Source organism: Acetivibrio mesophilus (genome assembly GCF_004102745.1).
Lineage (GTDB): Bacteria > Bacillota > Clostridia > Acetivibrionales > Acetivibrionaceae > Hungateiclostridium > Hungateiclostridium mesophilum.
In genome coordinates this window covers 26,184-44,007 of record NZ_RLII01000019.1, presented here as the reverse complement: position 1 = coordinate 44,007, position 17,824 = coordinate 26,184, and the positions used below count along the sequence as shown (strand labels likewise).

Below are 17,824 nucleotides of genomic sequence, written 5' to 3'. Positions count from 1 at the left end.
ATTATATATGACTATAATTACATTGTTATTGCATTTTCCTCCAGCCCTTTGGGTACAGATTCTTTAGCATATCCCCGGTCTGCTTTGCCCAGCCTAATGTATATCCGTCAACCAAAACTCCTGTATATCCCGGGTTTCCTTCAAGCATCAGGGTTTCACCCTTTAAATATTTTAACACATCAATTGAATCTGCTCCAAGGTTTACCGTCTTCTTGATATCTTCCTTTTTCAACGAAAGGGCAAAGGAGTGGGATGGCTCAAACCTGCCCTTTAATATTTCCCCTAAGTACCAACCGAATTTTGCCACCTTTATGCCTGATAGATCAGGTGGCTCTACAGGAAGACAGTATAAATTATTTCCTTTAACGGTGAAAAAGCCATCTATATTTATGTTTAGATTTTCTTCAGCAAACTTATAAAAGGGCTCCATGAGCTTATTCACATTGGAGTCTTTATTTTTTACAATCCCTATTTCATTGGTAGTTCTATCACCTTTTTTCCTAAGAAGGGCAACAAAGTGTCCCTCTCCTTTTACCTTGTGAGGCCACAACCTGGCAGTTTTCAACAATTCTCTATTGTTATCCCACCATTCGGGGCGGCCATTATCTATGCCATATGCTTTAGGTATTTCCAACACATCATAGTTTTTATGCTTCTCCAGAAAACCGGAAATCATTCCCTCATTTTCCTCGGGAGAAAAAGTACATGTGGAATAGACTATATATCCTCCGGGCTTTAGCATCTCATCCACGCTGTCAAGAATTTCCCGCTGCATAGTACAGCATTTGTCACACTTGAATTTGCCCCAGCTCTTTGCTGCATCCTCATCCTTTCTAAACATTCCTTCTCCGGAGCACGGTGCATCAACAAGTATCCTGTCAAAAAATCCACTGAGCTTGCGCGCCAGTTTGTCGGGACTCTCATTGGTAACTATGGCATTGGTTATACCGCAAAGCTCAATGTTTTTTACCAGAGCCTTTACCCTGTCCGCATTTATATCATTAGCTACAAGAAGGCCTTTTCCCTTCATGCCGGCTGCCATTTGCACCGTTTTTCCCCCGGGAGCAGCACAAAGGTCCAATACATAATCCCCGCCCTCGGCATTCATAACGGCTCCCGGAAGCATGGCACTGGGCTCTTGAATATAATAAAGTCCGGCGTGATAATACGGATGCTTTCCTGGATTATCCCCTTCACGATAATAAAAACCATCCTTTGTCCATGGTATGGGTTCAAGCTCAAAAGGCGAAATCTTTTTAAACTCTTCAATTCCTACCTTTAGTGTATTGACCCGAAGCCCATAATACCTTGGCATATCATAGGATTTTAAGAATTCTTCATATTCATCAGCATCAAAAAGTCCTTCCATTTTTCTTAAAAATTCTTCAGGAAGCTTCATTTCACAACTCCTTTTACAAGGTCAGGCTTGACAAATCCACACTTTGGAATGTGAACCCATCAAGCCTGACCCCGTTTTTTTAACCCTTAAATACGCGCTTAAACATCATGCTGGCGTTTTTTACATGTTCTTTTGTCATTTTTTCCGCTCTATCAGCATCTCCAGCAACTACTGCTTCGTATATTGCCTTATGTTCCTCCAAAACCTTTTTGGCTCTACCCGGTGACCCGAAGGATGCGTTTCTGGCTCTTTGAACATGGTGGTGGAACGTGCTCAGTATATGAATTAGAGGTTTGCTCTTGCTGGCTCTAAAGAGGATGTCATGGAACTTTGAATCAAGCTTCAATAAATGCTCGGTATCATTCTTATTTGTATAAAACTCTTCTAAGTCCAATGCCTCTTTAAGCTCTTCCGCTTCCTCTGGTGTTATATTTTCCGCCGCCCATCTTGAAGCAAGCCCTTCAATCATCATCCTTATAACATATATTTCTTCAATATCCTTAGCAGATATTCCTGTTACAACCACACCCTTATTAGGGATCGAGCGGACAAGTTCTTCCAATTCAAGTTGCCTTATTGCTTCTCTTACAGGAGTTCTACTGACTCCAAGCTCATCACAGAGCTTTTTTTCAGTAAGACTATCCCCCGGTTGATAAACTCCGTTTAATATATCGTTTTGAATCTGATAAAACACTTTTGCCCTTAGTGAACGCAAATAGCTTTCACTTTCATCGTGTTCAATTTTCGCCACTTTTGCTCTCCCCCTTTGCAGAGCGCAACTTCTCCATATTTTCCCGCCACCCACCAAAACCGAGGGGTGCTCCCTCCATTCTTACTGATTTTGCTGTCTTGTATAGTTTAAAAGTCCACCAGCAAGAATCATTTCCACCTGTCTTTCAGACAGTGAAACATTAACCTTTATATCTTTTCCCTTAGTTACATTTTTCACTACAATGCTGCTGCCATTTTTTATCTGATCCCTTGCATTCTCAATCACAAGCTCGTCACCCATGTCTATTTCATCATAGTCAGCCTCATTTTCAAAGGTCATAGGTATGATTCCTGAATTAATGAGGTTTGCCATGTGAATTCTTGCAAAAGACTTTGCAATAACTCCCTTTATTCCCAATTGAAGGGGTGCTAACGCAGCATGTTCACGGCTTGAACCTTGTCCGTAGTTTGAACCTCCGACTATAAATCCTCCGCCATTTTCCTTTGCTCTCTTCGGGAAATCCGCATCACAAGGTGTGAGACAGAATTCTGCAAGGTACGGCACATTCGACCTGAAAGGCAAAAGCTTTGCATTTGAAGGCATAATGTGGTCAGTTGTGATATTATCCCCAACCTTTATGAGAGCTTTACCATTAACTTTGTCCTCCAACGCCTTGTTTATCGGGAAAGGCTTGATATTAGGTCCTCTAACTACTTCAACATCTGCTCCTTCCGGTGCAGGCTCCAAAACCATGCTGTCATCAATAACAAATTTTTCAGGCATGCTGACTTTCGGTGCCTCACCCAATTCCGAAGGATCGGTCAATACTCCGGTTATTGCACTTGCTGCAGCCGTCTCAGGGCTAACCAAATAAACTTTGGCAGACTTTGTACCGCTTCTTCCTTCAAAATTTCTATTGAAGGTTCTTAAAGAAATGGCATCGGTTGCCGGTGCCTGACCCATTCCTATACATGGTCCGCAAGCACTTTCCAATATTCTTGCCCCTGCCGCAACCATATCAGCTAAAGCTCCATTCTGAGCAAGCATTGTCAACACCTGTCTAGAACCCGGTGCAATAACAAGGCTGACATTAGGATGAACTTTCTTTCCTTTTAGTATTGCAGCCACCTTCATCATATCCATATATGAAGAGTTGGTACAGCTTCCGATTGCCACCTGATCAACCTTTAGCTTTCCTATATCACGAATCTTTGCAACATTATCCGGGCTATGGGGCTGTGCTGCCAGAGGCTCCAACTTATCAAGCTCAATAACAAGCTCTTCGTCATATTGAGCATCCTCATCGGGTTTTAGCTCAACCCAGTCATTCTCTCTGCCCTGAGCCTTAAGGAATTCCCTTGTAACCTCATCACTTGGGAAAATTGAAGTAGTAGCGCCAAGCTCCGCTCCCATATTGGTAATCGTCGCTCTTTCAGGAACAGTAAGGCTCTTTATGCCATCTCCTGCATACTCGATAACCTTGCCCACTCCACCTTTTACCGAAAGGTTCCTCAATACCTCAAGAATTATATCCTTGGCAGTAACCCATGGTCTTAAAGCTCCTTTTAAAACAACTCTGCACACTTTCGGCATCATCATATAGTATGGACCTCCGCCCATTGCCACTGCTACATCAAGACCGCCTGCTCCTATAGCAAGCATTCCAATCCCTCCGCCGGTAGGAGTATGACTGTCGGATCCTAAAAGGGTCATTCCCGGCACACCAAATCTCTCTAGTTGAACTTGGTGACATATACCGTTGCCCGGTCTTGAAAAATACACCCCATGCTTTGAAGTAACTGTCTGAATATATTTATGGTCATCGGCATTCTCAAAACCTGCCTGCAATGTGTTATGATCAATGTATGCAACAGACTTTTTCGTCTTTACCCTTGGAATTCCCATAGCCTCAAACTGTAGATATGCCATTGTTCCGGTAGAGTCCTGAGTCAAAGTCTGGTCTATTCTTATCGATATTTCACTGCCGGGGGTCATTTCCCCGCTTATCAAATGTTCCTTAATTATCTTCTGCGCTAAATTCAATCCCACTCACAATTCCCCCTTATTTTTTCATATTACTATCTTAGAGTACCAGATCAAATATTTCCGGAGCTATTTCTTTTATAACCTCTTCAAGCTCGTTATCACCTATAGCTGTTACACGTCCGGTTTTATATTGTTCATCTACCCACTCTTTAATTTTTACTACTCTTTCATCCTTTTTGTCAATTCTTTTTGCACCTTCAAGCCCAAAGTTGCTGTTTATCCAATGGGCAATTCCCGCAAGGCCGGAAGTCTGGTTTATCGCAACACCTACAGGCCTGTTTAAAAGCTTTGCGGTATCAAATATATTGTATATTTCCTCATTCTTTAAAAGTCCGTCGGCATGTATTCCTGCTTGTGTAACATTAAAATGTCTTCCGACGAAAGGAGTCCTTGAAGGTATTTGATAATCCAGTTCTTTTTCATAATATTCAGCAATCTCGGTTATTACTGTTGTATCCATACCATCCGTAGTTCCCCTGAGCTGAGCATACTCAATAACCATTGCTTCAAGAGGTGTATTTCCTGTCCTCTCGCCAATACCGAGAAGGGAGCAGTTTACACTGGAAGCTCCGTACAACCATGCAGCTGCCGAATTGCTGACAGCCTTGTAGAAGTCATTATGCCCATGCCATTCTATGAGTTCACTTGGGAAACCGGCATGATGCCTGAGTCCATAAATTATTCCCGGAACACTTCTCGGCAGTGCCGCACCCGGATATGAAACTCCATATCCTAATGTATCACAGGCACGAATCTTAATCGGCACTTTGCTTTCTTCCATAAGCTTTCTGAGCTCTAAAGCAAAAGGCACAACAAAGCCATAGAAATCAGCTCTAGTAATGTCCTCAAAGTGACATCTTGGTCTTATTCCTACCTCTATAGCACTTTTTATAATGCTCATATAGTGTTCAAGCGCCTGTTTTCTTGTCATGTTGAGCTTTTTAAATATATGATAGTCGGAGCAGCTTACAAGGATTCCGCTCTCCTTCATTCCCATATCTTTTGCCAATTGGAAATCATTCTTTGTTGCCCTTATCCAGCTTGTAACCTCCGGGAACTCATATCCTCTCTCTTGACATTTATAAACGGCTTCCTTATCTCTATCGCTGTAAAGGAAAAACTCACACTGTCTGATAATACCCTTAGGTCCGCTCAGCTTATGTAAGAGATCAAACAGGTGCAGAATCTGGTCCACAGTATAAGGTTCTCTTGATTGCTGTCCATCCCTGAATGTGGTATCTGTTATCCATATCTCGTCTGCAGGAAACATAGGTACCTTTCTATGATTGAATGCACACTTCGGTATTTCATCATAATTAAAAATTTCCCTATACAGATTTGGCTCTGAAACATCCTGGAGCGAATATTTATATTGAAGCTGCTCTAGTGTATTGGTTTTCTTGTTAAACTCGATCATATTTTACCCCCTTAATCTATCTTGATTACATAATTCTATGTATATCATATTAATGTAAACTATATTGTATTTACGCACCTTTGTATTTTAGTATAATTGTATACAATCCCATAATCCATGTCAATGTAAAATTTCCCGTAGAGGCTACTATTTTATATAATATAAATAAATTAATATGTGTTTAAGAAGGATTTTTTATAATCAATATCGAAATATAGTATTATAGCATTTCTGACTGATTTCTATTCTCTTATTCTAAGCTGGAGGGAACAATATGAAAAAATCCAATTTTTTGGGCAATAAATCATTGCCGTTCTTAATTCTTTTGGCAGTTGTTATCGCATTAAGCACCATATCGGGTCTATTAATCGGAAAATGGCAGGTTTTTCTTGCAGTCTTTGTGACAAATCTTGTAATGCTTTTTATTATGCACATAAATACCTCACTCCAATCCAAACGAGTTGTTGGGCAATTTGAAAAAGAAGTAAAAACCATAAGAGACGGCAATTTCTCAAAAACCATAGATCCTGAAAATCTTGCTATGTTGCGTCCCTCTGTAATAGTTGTCAATGAACTACTGACAGATATAAGGTCATTAATTACGGATTTCCACAATTTGTCCAAATCCATAATTGATGCTACAAAATCCGTCAGTACAACTGCACAGCAAGCATCAACGGCGATAGATGACATATCGAAAACCATGGACGATATTGCAAATGGTGCATCCCACCAAGCCGAACAGGCTCAACAAGGTGTGGAAATGGTCGACAAGCTTTCGGATCAAATAAATTTCGTATATGAAAGCTACAACAGAATTACCAAAGAGACCAGTAAGATAAATGAGCTCAACAATGTCGGTCTAGATTCGGTCAGCATACTTCGTGACAAATCAAAGGAAAACTATGAGACTGCTGAAAAGATATTCTCAGTAGTTGAAAAGCTGACAAATACAATTAAAGATATAGGTCTGTTTGTGGAATCCATTGAAAGCATAGCTGAGCAAACAAACCTTCTGGCATTAAACGCCGCTATAGAAGCTGCTAGGGCAGGCGAAGCCGGAAAAGGATTCGCAGTTGTTGCGGAAGAGGTAAGAAAGCTTGCGGATCAGAGTAGGAAATCAACCGAAGAGATTAACATTTTGATGCAGAGCATACATGAAGAATCCCAACTGGCTATTCAATCCATGGAAATAATGAAAAAAGTTTCTCAGGAGCAAAACGGAGCGGTTAACAAGACCGACAATGCGTTCAACAATATAGCCAATGCCATAACTTATATAGTGTCCAAGATTAATGAAGTAAATCAGGCAATAACCAAAATGCAAACGGATAAAATTCAAGTTTCCACTGCTATAGAAAACATTTCTTCCGTATCGGAGGAAACTGCTGCTGCAAGTCAGCAGGTAGCCGCTACCACAGAGCATGAACTAAGATGTATCGAAAACATGAAAGAATCGGCTAAAAATCTTGAACAACTAGTAGAAGAGCTTGAAAGCAAATTCAAAAAGTACACTCTAAGCGAAAACGACCAGATAAATTAAGAAAACTGGATTTGTATGATGCAATAGTCTAAGATGATTATTAAATAGTAAAAATAGCCAAAGAAGAGATTGAGCTAAATTCAATCTCTTCTTTTATTGCTACCCCAATTCATATTTTATATATCATATGTCTTTAGCAACTGGGCAATCTCCACATTTTCAAAGCTTTCTTTCGCTTCGGCAAGATGGTTCGAAACATCATCTTCAGGCCAAAAATGGGTAAGCAAAAGCTTTGATACACCGGCATCCCTTGCAACAATTCCGCATTCTCTCGCTGTAAGATGAGGTACATTATCACTCTTTTTATCCTTTGACAGCAATCCCGCATCAAGCATCAGCAAATCTGATCCCCGGGAAAACTCAATTATGTTTTGATCCCAAGAGGTATCTCCGGAAAAAGCAAACCTTTTACTTCCGTTATATACCGATACTCCAAAGCATTTTACAGGATGCTTCATTTTTGCAAAGGAAATGTTCAGGTCATCAAGCTGCAGCACCGTATCCTCTGAAAGCGGACTTAGGCTATATACATCTGCAATGTTCAACCTGTCATACTCCTCGCCAGGCTCTGAGGGAGCATATACTCTAAGAGGTTTTATATCATCTCCCCTATTCTTCTTTATTTGAATTGCATATCTTAAAACCATCATATCGGACATATGGTCACTATGAAGATGAGTTAATATTACAGCATCCAAATCTTCAATTCTTACGAATTTTTGAAGATTGCTCAACACACCGTTGCCACAGTCTATTAATATTTTTATATTTCCTTCAGTGATAAGATACCCGGAGCAAGCTCCCCCCGCTGATGGAAATGGACCGTTGTTGCCCAATATTGTTAGCTTCATAAAACGCACCTCCTATTTGAAATATTATCCTTACTTTTATTCTTCTAAACCTGTTTTTGTCCTGCCTTTTACTGCTCCTTAATTCGGAATATATTTTGTTATTTTGAATCTTTCAAGGGCAACGGATAATAGGTATCCCACAACCGCACATACGCCGCCTTGGACTAGGTTAACCGGAAGATCCCTTAATGCCGCCGCCATTCCCATAGTGTCATCAAATATCTTCATTACATAAAGCTCGGAAAAAAAGTATCCCGAGACCATGACAATGCTCGCCACTATAGATGCAACCAATATAATTACATGACCTTTTTCTTTAAATCTTTTTGACAGAGCATACACAATAAAACCTGCGACAAAACCTTCAAGTCCCTTCACGACAAACGTCACCGGTGCAAAATACTGATATCCCATTGCTATATCCGCAATAGACGATCCTATGGCTCCCGCCAAAAAGCCGCTCTTTCTTCCTAGGAAAACCGCTGTTATTATGATAACCGAATCCCCAAGATTAAAGGGCCCTACTGCCGTAGGTATTTTAGTAACATATGTTGCCAAGAAAACCAGTGCAATCATCATTCCGTTTATTGCTATCTTTCTGGTAGCATTGGCTCTGTTTGAATTATTCATCAAAATCCCCCCAATATAACTGTATCGATACATTTCCAGAGTGTATCCAATTGACAGGGATATTTTATTTACAACAGTTACATTTGTCAAGAAATAAGATAAATAAGTAGTAAAAAAAATGTCTGATTCAGCTCGCACACAGCCCCCAATATATCTCCCGTAGCTCCTCCGACTTTCTTTGAGAAAAACTTTACTGTGATAAATGCCGTCACAAAAGTAAGAAATGCCAGCAGCAACCCCTTTAAACCCAAGACCAAAAGAAAAATAAGGAAGTATATTGCACCGCCCTGTAGAATTTCCTTCACTCCGCAACAGTTTATAAAGGATTTACCCAAGCCTTCTCCCTCTCGGGCATAGTCAGAGCTACCTGCTCCAATCAAAGAGCCGATTCTTCCAGCTACCGGAAACAACAATATTGCATGGGGGACAAAAGATGCAGGAATAGAATTCAGTAAAGCATAGTTTAGAATAATGACGCAAACAACAGCCAGCATGGCATTTGTTCCGATTCTGCTGTCCCGCATAATTTCCAGTATTCTTTCCCGGCTTCGGTTTGAGAATATTCCATCAAAAGTATCTCCCAATCCATCCAAGTGAATCCCTCCGGTCAACATAATATATGCCACTATCAGCAGAACACTTGTTACACCTGAGGGAAAGAACCTTTTCAATATGTAATAAACTACTGTTATTATTCCCCCTATCAGAAAACCGACAACCGGTGCAAAAACCAGCCCTTTTCCATAGTCCTCTTCAGTGCCGTCAATTTCAAAAGGTATGGGAATTCTGGTGAGAAACCCAATCATCAGCATTACTCTCTTTAAGTATTTCAACTTCACCACTCCAACACATTATTTAATTTTAATAGGAATTCCCGAAACACATAAATACACATCATCAGCATTCCTTGCCAACATCTGATTTACTCTTCCGGCTATGTCCTGAAAGACTCTCGAAAGCTTATTCTCCGGTACAATTCCCATTCCAACCTCATTTGTTACTGCAATAAATGTAACGTCCAGTGCTCTTACGGCAGAAAGCAGCTTTTGAACCTCACAGATAACCTCCTGTTCTGCTTCATTCTCAGCATTTTCAGGAAGTATATTCCAGTCTACACACTTTTCTAAAATAATATTTGATACCATAAGAGTGATACAGTCAAGTAAAATATACTTCTTACCGGCACCCACCTCCTTAAGTCTTATGTCAAGGCCCCTGTATGCTTCAAGCGTTTCCCAGCCGGCAGGCCTCTGTTCTCTATGTTTTTTCACCCTTATCTTCATTTCCTCATCAAAAGGTATTGATGTTGCAATATATAAGACATCGTTTTCATCATAATCATTGCGAATCAGTGACTCTGCAAAGGAACTCTTCCCGCTTCTTGCACCACCTGTAACCAGAATAAACTTACCCATTATTCCAAATCACCCCTATATTCAAATTATAAAAAAGCACCAAGGGAAAATACCCGGAGGTGCTTCAAGCTTCACGCACATTGTTATTTATTTGACAAACCAAGTCTAATCGATAAATGTACTTGGCTTCTTTGATTCACAAATCACATAGTTCTAAAATACATATTCTGCAAGCGCAATTATCAAAAGTCCCAAGCTTCCCATCAATAACATAGCAATAATCGATGCTGCATACATTAGAGTAATGGTCTGGGAAATAGCTTTAATATCCAATTCGTTTACATCATCACCGATTGTAGGTTTTTCAACGATATCACCAAAATACAACGCCTCTGCCCCAAGTCTTATCCCCAATGCACCTGCTACAGCAGCCTCAGGATATCCCGAATTTGGACTAACATGCTTTTTTCTGTCCCTCATCATAATAGAGTAGCTGCTTTTATACTCTTTTCTCGTTATAAGGGCTCCGAGAACTATTAATAATCCCGTTAACCTTGCCGGTATATAATTTACTATATCATCAAGCTTTGCCGTCGCCCAGCCGAAATTCTTGTACATCTCGTTTTTATAGCCCACCACCTGGTCTAGGGTATTGATGGTTTTATACACATAAACTATCGTAGCACCCAAACCAAAAAACGAAGCTAAAAAAGCATAAAAAATCGGAGCTATTACCCTATCCGATGTATTTTCAGCCGTCGACTCCACAGATCCTTTTATTATTTCTTTTTCATCAAGATTTTCTGTTTTCCTTCCTACTGCAGCGGCAAGCATATTTCTAGCCTTGAATATATCCCTCTCCTTTAACGCATCAAATACCTTATAGCCCTCGGTTGCAACAGCTCTCGACGCAAAAGAAGAATATATCAAATACGTGTTTATAACGTGAAAAAGTATAGGGTTTACAAACATCGATAGCTTCAAAACCCCGGCAACAATGATAATCACAATCCCTATCATTATTAGAATAAAAGCTGCTCCAACAGCTCTTTCATTTCTGTAAGACCTTCTGGTGTTGCGAACAACATCCTCTCCCAATGCCTTGACCTTTTTTGCCGATGATGCATTGATAATACTTCGCATCATATTCTCAATTTTTTTCCCAAGCCACTTGATAAACTTAACAGGATGAGGCATCCAACGCGGGTAACCAATAAAAAAATCCAAAGCAAATGCAATAAAAACATCCAGCAGCAGATACATAGCCATTGCCTTTCCCCCCATACTATTCATTTTTATTTGACAAAGTCCAAATCCATGTTTTGAACCGAACACTGTTACATGCACTTAGTATATCTTATGATATAAAATCATCACAGATAACAAACTTAATTTTTAGAACGGAAGTCTTCAGCTCCGCTTCTCTTTTCGGTCACTATTTCAATTGCTGCAAAAAGCGTTGTAGTAATTAATATGTGGAAAGGAATGACTATTGTAATGCATATGTTGCAACGGCTATTTGCTCTGAACTTATCCAATCTTCAGCTCAATTCACATAGTTCATTATATATATTTTTATTCATTTATGCAAGTATTGGCTTTTAAAGAAAGAAGTATAAGTCATGCATTTTTCGTCTCTCTTTTAAATCGGGAAGAGTAGTTGTACAGCCAAAATCCCAACAATATGAAAATTGCAAGACTTACAAAGTTCTTCACATTTTCGTTTGGAATCACCTCTGAAAGGAAATTGATCTTTATATTTAATGCTGCAAAGGCACCAATTATAATACCTGTTAGGGCATCCCCCGCAACCAATCCCGATGCAATCAAAGTACCTCTTTCTACTGCTGTATCCAAATCCGCTTGATTCTTTTTAAACTTGTTTTCAACAAGCTTTCTAATCAATCCTCCAAAGAAAATAGCTGTGTTTAAAGATAATGGCAAATAGAGACCTAAAGCGACCGGCAGGATTGGCAATCCTGCAAGGGCGCAGAAAATTGCAATCATTATTCCTATGATAACAAGGGTCCATGGAAGCTGTGCTGTCATGATACCTTCTACAATTAGCTTCATAAGTGTTGCCTGCGGTGCAGTAACCTGTTCGGTACCGATACCATAAGCGCTGTTCAGAAGAAGAACTGTGGCACCTCCAACAACGGAAGCAACTGCAAGGGAAGCAAACATACCATGTTGCACTTTATTGGGAGTACCACCCAAAACAAAAGTTGCTTTTAAAGATTGGGCCACACCACCTCCAACGGCTATTGCCACACAGACAATACCAACTGCCAGCAATACAACATGCATTCCATCCACACCGGTTGCACCCATTGCTTTGTAAACAGAGGCAATTACCAAAAGTGTTGCTATGGTCATACCTGAAACCGGGTTGTTACTGGCACCGATTACACCAACCATCCTTGCAGATACTATTGCAAAGAAGAAAGAGAAGAATACTGCAAGAATAGCACCCATACGATTGACGGATCTTGATTTGTGCGATCCAGTGTTTTTTCTCCTTTACCAAATCCGCCCATAGCCTCTTTAAATGACTTAAATATAGTAGGCAGCGATCTTGCCAAAGAAATGAAACCACCCGCAGCAACCGCACCGGCACCTATATATTTAATGTAGTTGGACCATATATCAGTTGCAGGCATTTCAGAAATCAGCATGGTAGATGGGAAAATCGGGATTCCAACGGATGCACCGAAGAATTTAATCAACGGAATTAATCCCAGCCATGCAACGATAGAGCCTGCAAACATTAATGATGATGTTTTTGTACCGATAATAAATCCAACACCGACTAGGGATGCAAGAGTATCCGTACCTATCATAGCGTTTTGGAACGGTTTGATAACATAAGTTGCTGTTTCGTTCCATAGTGCCAAACCACCGGATATAATTTTATAACCCAAGCCAACAATCACACCTTTTAAAACGGCTCCAAAGCCTTTACCGCCCTGATTTGCATTTACCAAAACTTCAGCCTGTGCCATTGCTTCCGGATAAACCAATTTTCCATGCTCTTGTACAATTAAGTGCTTACGGACAGGTACAATAAAGTAAACGCCCATTATTCCTCCTATAACGGTAACTACAACCACCGTCCAAAGAGGAAGATTAAACCCGATAAGAATAAGAGCAGGCAATACAAATATAATACCGCCGGCAATAGATTCTCCAACAGCTGCCAAAGAAGCTACATAGTTTGATTCCAGTATATTATTTCTTCTGAATATACTTTTAAATACACCCGTTGCCAATATGGCACCGGGAATACCTGCGGAAATGGTTAAACCGACTTTTAACCCTAAATAAGTATTGGCTGCAGCAAAAACAACTGCAAAAAGTATTCCTAAAATAATAGAGTACACCGTTGATTCCGGTGCTTTTTCATCGTTACGGATAAACGGCTTGTAATCCTCACCTCGAATTCCGCCATATGCATCTTTTGGTAGTTTCCTTGCTTCTTTCGACATATAACATCCTCCAGTGTTTTATTTAATCTCTTCAAGCAAACGAATTAAGAATGTCCAAGTCCTTCCCACAGATGAAATACTAAGATGCTCTTTTTCCGTATGTGCGTCATATATATTAGGTCCAAAACTAATCATATCAGTATCCGGTAAAATCTTTTTCAACACCCCACACTCAAGACCGGCATGAATTGCATTTACTTCAGCCTTTTTGCCAAACAACTCTTCAAAAACTCTAACTGCTATTTTTCTTATTTCAGATTTATCATCATATTCCCATGCCGGATAAGAGCTGTTTTCTTCCGCTATACCGTTGGTTCTTTTCGCAATTAACGCCACTCGGTTTAGTAGTTCCCTTAATGAGCTTCTAGATGAAGAACGAAGTGAAATTGTAATAACCAGTTGTCCCTCTTTCTCTTCCACCACCGCATTATTGACACTTGTTTGCACCAAACCTTCGATATCCTTTGACATATACTGCACACCATCAGGCGTCATCATCAGAAAATCGATGATATCGTCGGATAATTGTTTTAAGAAAGCCTCCTCTACTCCTACTTCCCTCACAGTAATAGTGAGTCCTTTATCTTCCACACGATATTCTTCTTTTAGTTCTTTTGCTAGTGATTCTATTGCACGTACTGTACCACTCACATCTTCTGCCAAAACCACTGCTTCCCTCGGAATAGCATTATGCTTGGTGCCACCTGAAATCTTAGCCAAAGTAACTTTGTCCCTGCATTTATCTAGAATGCGGGCTAATAATTTAATTGCATTTGCTCTCTGTTTGATAATTTCCATTCCGGAGTGGCCGCCCTTTAATCCAGAAACTTTAATTTCCAAACCGGTGCCACTTCTCTTCTCTTTTTTCAATGGAAACGTGACAATTTGGTTTGCGCCTCCAGCACAACTAACTAAAAAAATCCCTTCTTCTTCGGAATCAATATTAAGTAATATCTTTCCGTTTAAATGCTCATCGGTTAAAGCCATTGCCCCATCCATACCTGTTTCTTCACTTGTTGTAACCAAAAGCTCAATAGCCGGATGCTTTAAGTCATCGGAATCTAAAATTGCCAAACCATAAGCAATTGCGATTCCATTATCTCCACCGAGAGTTGTGTTATTTGCTCGTAAAATATCGCCTTCTACAATCATTTCAATCGGATCGGTATCAAAATCATGCGTAGAATCTTCACCTTTTATGCAAACCATATCGCTATGCCCTTGTATGATGACAGCCGGTGCATTTTCATAACCGGAAGTTGCAGGCTTTTTGATGATTACATTATAAAGGTCATCTTGATAAACTTCTAAATTTCTTTCTTTTGCGAAATCAACCAAAAAGTCACTAATTCTTTTTTCGTTACCGGAACATCTTGGAATCTGGTTGATTTCATAGAACCAATGAAACACTTTTCGCGGTTCAACTGTATGAATTGTCGACATAATTCCCACCATCTTTTCAAGTTTTATCATGTCTTATATATAATAAGTTATAAAGTAGTATATCCTATATTTATTTTTTATACTCTAAACTATAAGCTCGGTAGACTCTTTACCAAATACTGCAAAAGGATATCCGCGTTTAAAACTCCAAAACGAAGACCCTCATACACTCAGTAAGATATTTTAATTATGCTATGATGAAATTACTGATATACAGTTTTCATAAAAATTAATTAAACTTAACTATTGACAGCTTTCATATAATTAAAAATCGTATTAAATAATAAAGAATCGGTAAAAACACTGCCGGAAGCATGTTAGCTACTTTGATACTGCGGATTTCTAGAAGATTTAGGCCAATTCCTAAAATAAGGACATTTCCAACAAGTGACATCTGACTTATAACCTCAGGAGTCAACATGGGCTTTAAAGCTCCTGCAAAAAGTGTGATTGAACCCTGGTAAAGAAGTACAGGTATTGCTGAGAAAAGAACACCTACGCCCATCGTGGCACTAAAAATAAAAGAGCTTATACAATCCAGAATTGACTTGGCATAAAGCGTATCGGCATTTCCAGTAAGACCTTCCTCCAGAGAACCTACAATTGCCATTGCACCTACACAAAATAGGAGGGTTGCAGTTACAAAACCAACAGAAAAATTACCACCTGAACCTGGAATCTTCTTTTGGATAAACTCTGCGAACCTGTTTAATTTTTGTTCAATATTTATAGCCTCTCCTATTATGGAACCCACAACAAGAAAAATTATCATGATCATTATATCTTTATTTTCAAGGGTGCCATCGGAAGAAACCCTAAATATCGCAGAAAGGGTCCCGGATAATCCAATAATAATAACAGATAGACCTAACGCTTGCATTATAATTACTTTAAATCTTTCTGATAATTTACCTTTTATAATCATTCCCAGCAAAGCACCAGCTATTATAACAACTGCATTTACAACACTTCCTTGAGCCAGCATGACTTCCTCCCTAAATTACAATGTATTGTCCGGTGTTTTACGCCAAAGTAAAAGCTCGGGACATCGAGTCCCTTCGCTTTTGCCTCTTTCATTTCTTTCCAAGAGGCCAAAGTAAAAGCTTGAGACGTCGAGTCCCTTCGCTATTGCCTCTTTCATTTCATTCCAAGAGGCCTAAATATTAAGAAAACTCACGGCCGAAACCGTGGGTTTTCTTAATATTTAGCATCAATTTTCATTAGAAACGGATACTACAGACTGTCACCAAAATCTGCTCTAAACTTCGCAGCTAGTTTAGTCTGCCAGTCTGAAACTGCAGTCAATTTTCCAAAGAAGAAACGCAAAACCTTAGGTTCTTCTACAAAAGTTATTCCGCCGATCAACTTACGATTTTCATAAAGCCATTTAATACGGTCTACAGCATAGTTTACCTGTGAAAGGGTAAATACACGCCTTGGCATGGCTAGACGCAACAATTCCATATTGGCAAAATGCTCATTTCCGTTTTCATCCCTTTGCTCGGATATAGTTCCTCTCTCCATACCACGGACACCGCTTACTATATATAATGCTGAAGCAAGTGCACCTGCCGGATACTGGCTTTGAGGAATATGATCAACAAACTCCATAGCATTGAGATGACAACCCAAACCGCCGGGTGGTGTAATAATAGGAACACCACTTTCCTGTAGTTTTTCACACATATAAGCAATAAATTGCGGTCCCTGGTTAATCATATTCTCATCCATAGTCTCATCAAGTCCGACAGTAATTGCTTCTATCTCTCGTACAGACATTCCTCCATATGTAAGAAAACCTTCATATAGCGTGATAAGCTCACGAAGCTTCATATATATGTCTTTGTCTCTTATACAAATACCTCCGCCACGGGCACATCCAAGTTTACGTGCTGAAAAGTAAATAATATCTGAAAGGTCTGCCATAGCACGGGTTATCTCCCGGATACTCATATCCTTGCACTTTTCTTCACGGGTTTTAATGAAATAAAGGTTATCTGCTAAAAGGCTTGCATCTAAGACAAGCATGAGACCAAACTCATCGCAAACTTTTCGGATCTCCTGCATATTCTCAAGGGAGTGTGGTTGACCTCCAATCAGATTTGTGCCTGTCTCCAGACGGACATAAGCAATTTTTTCTGCACCGTGCTTAGAAATGAGTCCTTTTAGTTTTTCGACATCCATATTTCCTTTAAATGGATAATCGCTCGTTGGATTTAACCCTTCATCAATGATTATTTCTTCAACCAAGCCACCATTTAATGTAATATGGGCTTTAGTTGTAGTAAAGTGATAATTCATAGGTATAATATCTCCCGGCTTTACATATGCCTGGGAAATAATATTTTCACAAGCTCTTCCCTGGTGGGCCGGAAGAAAATACTCCATCCCGAAAATTTCTTTAATTTTATTTTCTAGCTTTGTGAAGGTCGCAGAACCAGCATAACTATCGTCCGCTTCCATCATAGCAGCAAGCTGCTTGTCGCTCATAGCATTTACCCCGCTATCAGTGAGCATATCCAAAAAAATGTCGCTATTTTTCAACAAAAACGTGTTGTTTCCCGCCTCATTTATAGCTTCGAGCCGGCGTTCAATGGGGACGAGATTCAATTTTTGTACTATTCTCACCTTATGCATTTCTAAAGGCACATTGCCACCATAAAAAAATTTTACTTCTGACATACATCAATCACCCCTAATTTTATTTTTTATAAGATTTTTTCAAGCTGGCATTATAGGATAGTACAACTAAGAATTAACCATAAAATACAAAAATACCCTCTACAGGGTATTTATAAAGAAAAGGTGCTATATCGTATCTTATATGCTTAATCAACAGAATCCGTAATACCATATTACCAAAAAACAATAACAATCTGTCAAATAAGCTTATATCAATTGGAAACCTTACTCGATAATAGTATTTCTCTACTATAATACCAT

13 protein-coding genes and 1 pseudogene are annotated in these 17,824 nt (G+C 39.5%); 1 reads left to right on the top strand and 13 read right to left on the bottom strand.

The genetic code is table 11. From position 1 onward, the window contains the following. Window positions 1-25: 25 nt before the first annotated feature. The 4 genes from EFD62_RS12625 to EFD62_RS12610 all read right to left on the bottom strand — a co-directional run bounded on the left by EFD62_RS12625 (window position 26) and on the right by EFD62_RS12610 (window position 5,574). The gene (locus EFD62_RS12625) at window positions 26-1,399 is read right to left on the bottom strand and encodes an RsmF rRNA methyltransferase first C-terminal domain-containing protein (protein WP_069196174.1); all 1,374 of its coding nucleotides are present in this window, start codon (window positions 1,397-1,399) and stop codon (window positions 26-28) included. A 79-nt stretch (window positions 1,400-1,478) separates the two neighbouring features. Further along, window positions 1,479-2,150, bottom strand: coding sequence for a GntR family transcriptional regulator (locus EFD62_RS12620; RefSeq protein ID WP_128706231.1), 672 nt, complete (start codon window positions 2,148-2,150; stop codon window positions 1,479-1,481). 81 nt (window positions 2,151-2,231) lie between these two features. Further along, on the bottom strand, window positions 2,232-4,160 hold the full coding sequence (locus EFD62_RS12615; protein WP_069196172.1) for an aconitate hydratase: 1,929 nt from the start codon (window positions 4,158-4,160) through the stop codon (window positions 2,232-2,234). 34 nt (window positions 4,161-4,194) lie between these two features. Further along, on the bottom strand, window positions 4,195-5,574 hold the full coding sequence (locus tag EFD62_RS12610) for a beta/alpha barrel domain-containing protein (protein WP_069196171.1): 1,380 nt from the start codon (window positions 5,572-5,574) through the stop codon (window positions 4,195-4,197). A gap of 274 nt (window positions 5,575-5,848) precedes the next feature. Here EFD62_RS12610 and EFD62_RS12605 point away from each other — a divergent pair, with 274 nt between their 5' ends. Further along, the gene (locus EFD62_RS12605) at window positions 5,849-7,117 is read left to right on the top strand and encodes a methyl-accepting chemotaxis protein (protein ID WP_128706230.1); all 1,269 of its coding nucleotides are present in this window, start codon (window positions 5,849-5,851) and stop codon (window positions 7,115-7,117) included. Window positions 7,118-7,233: 116 nt separating this feature from the next. Here EFD62_RS12605 and EFD62_RS12600 read toward each other — a convergent pair whose 3' ends face one another. The 9 genes and pseudogenes from EFD62_RS12600 to EFD62_RS12560 all read right to left on the bottom strand — a co-directional run bounded on the left by EFD62_RS12600 (window position 7,234) and on the right by EFD62_RS12560 (window position 17,563). After that, the gene (locus tag EFD62_RS12600; protein ID WP_128706229.1) at window positions 7,234-7,968 is read right to left on the bottom strand and encodes an MBL fold metallo-hydrolase; all 735 of its coding nucleotides are present in this window, start codon (window positions 7,966-7,968) and stop codon (window positions 7,234-7,236) included. A 78-nt stretch (window positions 7,969-8,046) separates the two neighbouring features. Further along, a complete protein-coding gene (locus tag EFD62_RS12595) occupies window positions 8,047-8,598 on the bottom strand; it encodes an ECF transporter S component (RefSeq protein ID WP_069196168.1) in 552 nt (183 codons plus the stop codon). 86 nt (window positions 8,599-8,684) lie between these two features. Beyond that, window positions 8,685-9,431, bottom strand: a complete 747-nt coding sequence (gene cobS / locus EFD62_RS12590; RefSeq protein WP_069196167.1) for an adenosylcobinamide-GDP ribazoletransferase — start codon at window positions 9,429-9,431, stop codon at window positions 8,685-8,687. 18 nt (window positions 9,432-9,449) lie between these two features. Continuing rightward, window positions 9,450-10,013 (bottom strand): bifunctional adenosylcobinamide kinase/adenosylcobinamide-phosphate guanylyltransferase, encoded by a 564-nt coding sequence (cobU, locus tag EFD62_RS12585; RefSeq protein ID WP_069196166.1) that lies wholly within the window; start codon window positions 10,011-10,013, stop codon window positions 9,450-9,452. A 153-nt stretch (window positions 10,014-10,166) separates the two neighbouring features. After that, the gene (cbiB, locus tag EFD62_RS12580) at window positions 10,167-11,222 is read right to left on the bottom strand and encodes an adenosylcobinamide-phosphate synthase CbiB (RefSeq protein WP_069196165.1); all 1,056 of its coding nucleotides are present in this window, start codon (window positions 11,220-11,222) and stop codon (window positions 10,167-10,169) included. Window positions 11,223-11,573: 351 nt separating this feature from the next. Further along, window positions 11,574-13,438 (bottom strand): annotated as a pseudogene (locus EFD62_RS12575) (OPT family oligopeptide transporter). Window positions 13,439-13,456: 18 nt separating this feature from the next. Then, window positions 13,457-14,881 (bottom strand): aminoacyl-histidine dipeptidase, encoded by a 1,425-nt coding sequence (locus tag EFD62_RS12570; RefSeq protein WP_407921093.1) that lies wholly within the window; start codon window positions 14,879-14,881, stop codon window positions 13,457-13,459. A 256-nt stretch (window positions 14,882-15,137) separates the two neighbouring features. Beyond that, on the bottom strand, window positions 15,138-15,866 hold the full coding sequence (locus EFD62_RS12565; RefSeq protein ID WP_069196163.1) for a DUF554 domain-containing protein: 729 nt from the start codon (window positions 15,864-15,866) through the stop codon (window positions 15,138-15,140). A 248-nt stretch (window positions 15,867-16,114) separates the two neighbouring features. Further along, on the bottom strand, window positions 16,115-17,563 hold the full coding sequence (locus tag EFD62_RS12560; protein WP_128706227.1) for a tryptophanase: 1,449 nt from the start codon (window positions 17,561-17,563) through the stop codon (window positions 16,115-16,117). Between the last annotated feature and the right edge of the window lie 261 nt (window positions 17,564-17,824).

Excerpts from the sequence above, each read along its gene's own strand:
- EFD62_RS12625 (WP_069196174.1), bottom strand. The coding sequence starts at position 1,399 with ATGAAGCTTCCTGAAGAATTTTTAAGAAAAATGGAAGGACTTTTTGAT.
- EFD62_RS12610 (WP_069196171.1), bottom strand. The coding sequence starts at position 5,574 with ATGATCGAGTTTAACAAGAAAACCAATACACTAGAGCAGCTTCAATAT.
- EFD62_RS12605 (WP_128706230.1), top strand. The coding sequence starts at position 5,849 with ATGAAAAAATCCAATTTTTTGGGCAATAAATCATTGCCGTTCTTAATT.
- EFD62_RS12600 (WP_128706229.1), bottom strand. The coding sequence starts at position 7,968 with ATGAAGCTAACAATATTGGGCAACAACGGTCCATTTCCATCAGCGGGG.
- EFD62_RS12595 (WP_069196168.1), bottom strand. The coding sequence starts at position 8,598 with ATGAATAATTCAAACAGAGCCAATGCTACCAGAAAGATAGCAATAAAC.
- cobU (WP_069196166.1), bottom strand. The coding sequence starts at position 10,013 with ATGGGTAAGTTTATTCTGGTTACAGGTGGTGCAAGAAGCGGGAAGAGT.
- cbiB (WP_069196165.1), bottom strand. The coding sequence starts at position 11,222 with ATGGCTATGTATCTGCTGCTGGATGTTTTTATTGCATTTGCTTTGGAT.
- EFD62_RS12570 (WP_407921093.1), bottom strand. The coding sequence starts at position 14,881 with ATGTCGACAATTCATACAGTTGAACCGCGAAAAGTGTTTCATTGGTTC.
- EFD62_RS12565 (WP_069196163.1), bottom strand. The coding sequence starts at position 15,866 with ATGCTGGCTCAAGGAAGTGTTGTAAATGCAGTTGTTATAATAGCTGGT.
- EFD62_RS12560 (WP_128706227.1), bottom strand. The coding sequence starts at position 17,563 with ATGTCAGAAGTAAAATTTTTTTATGGTGGCAATGTGCCTTTAGAAATG.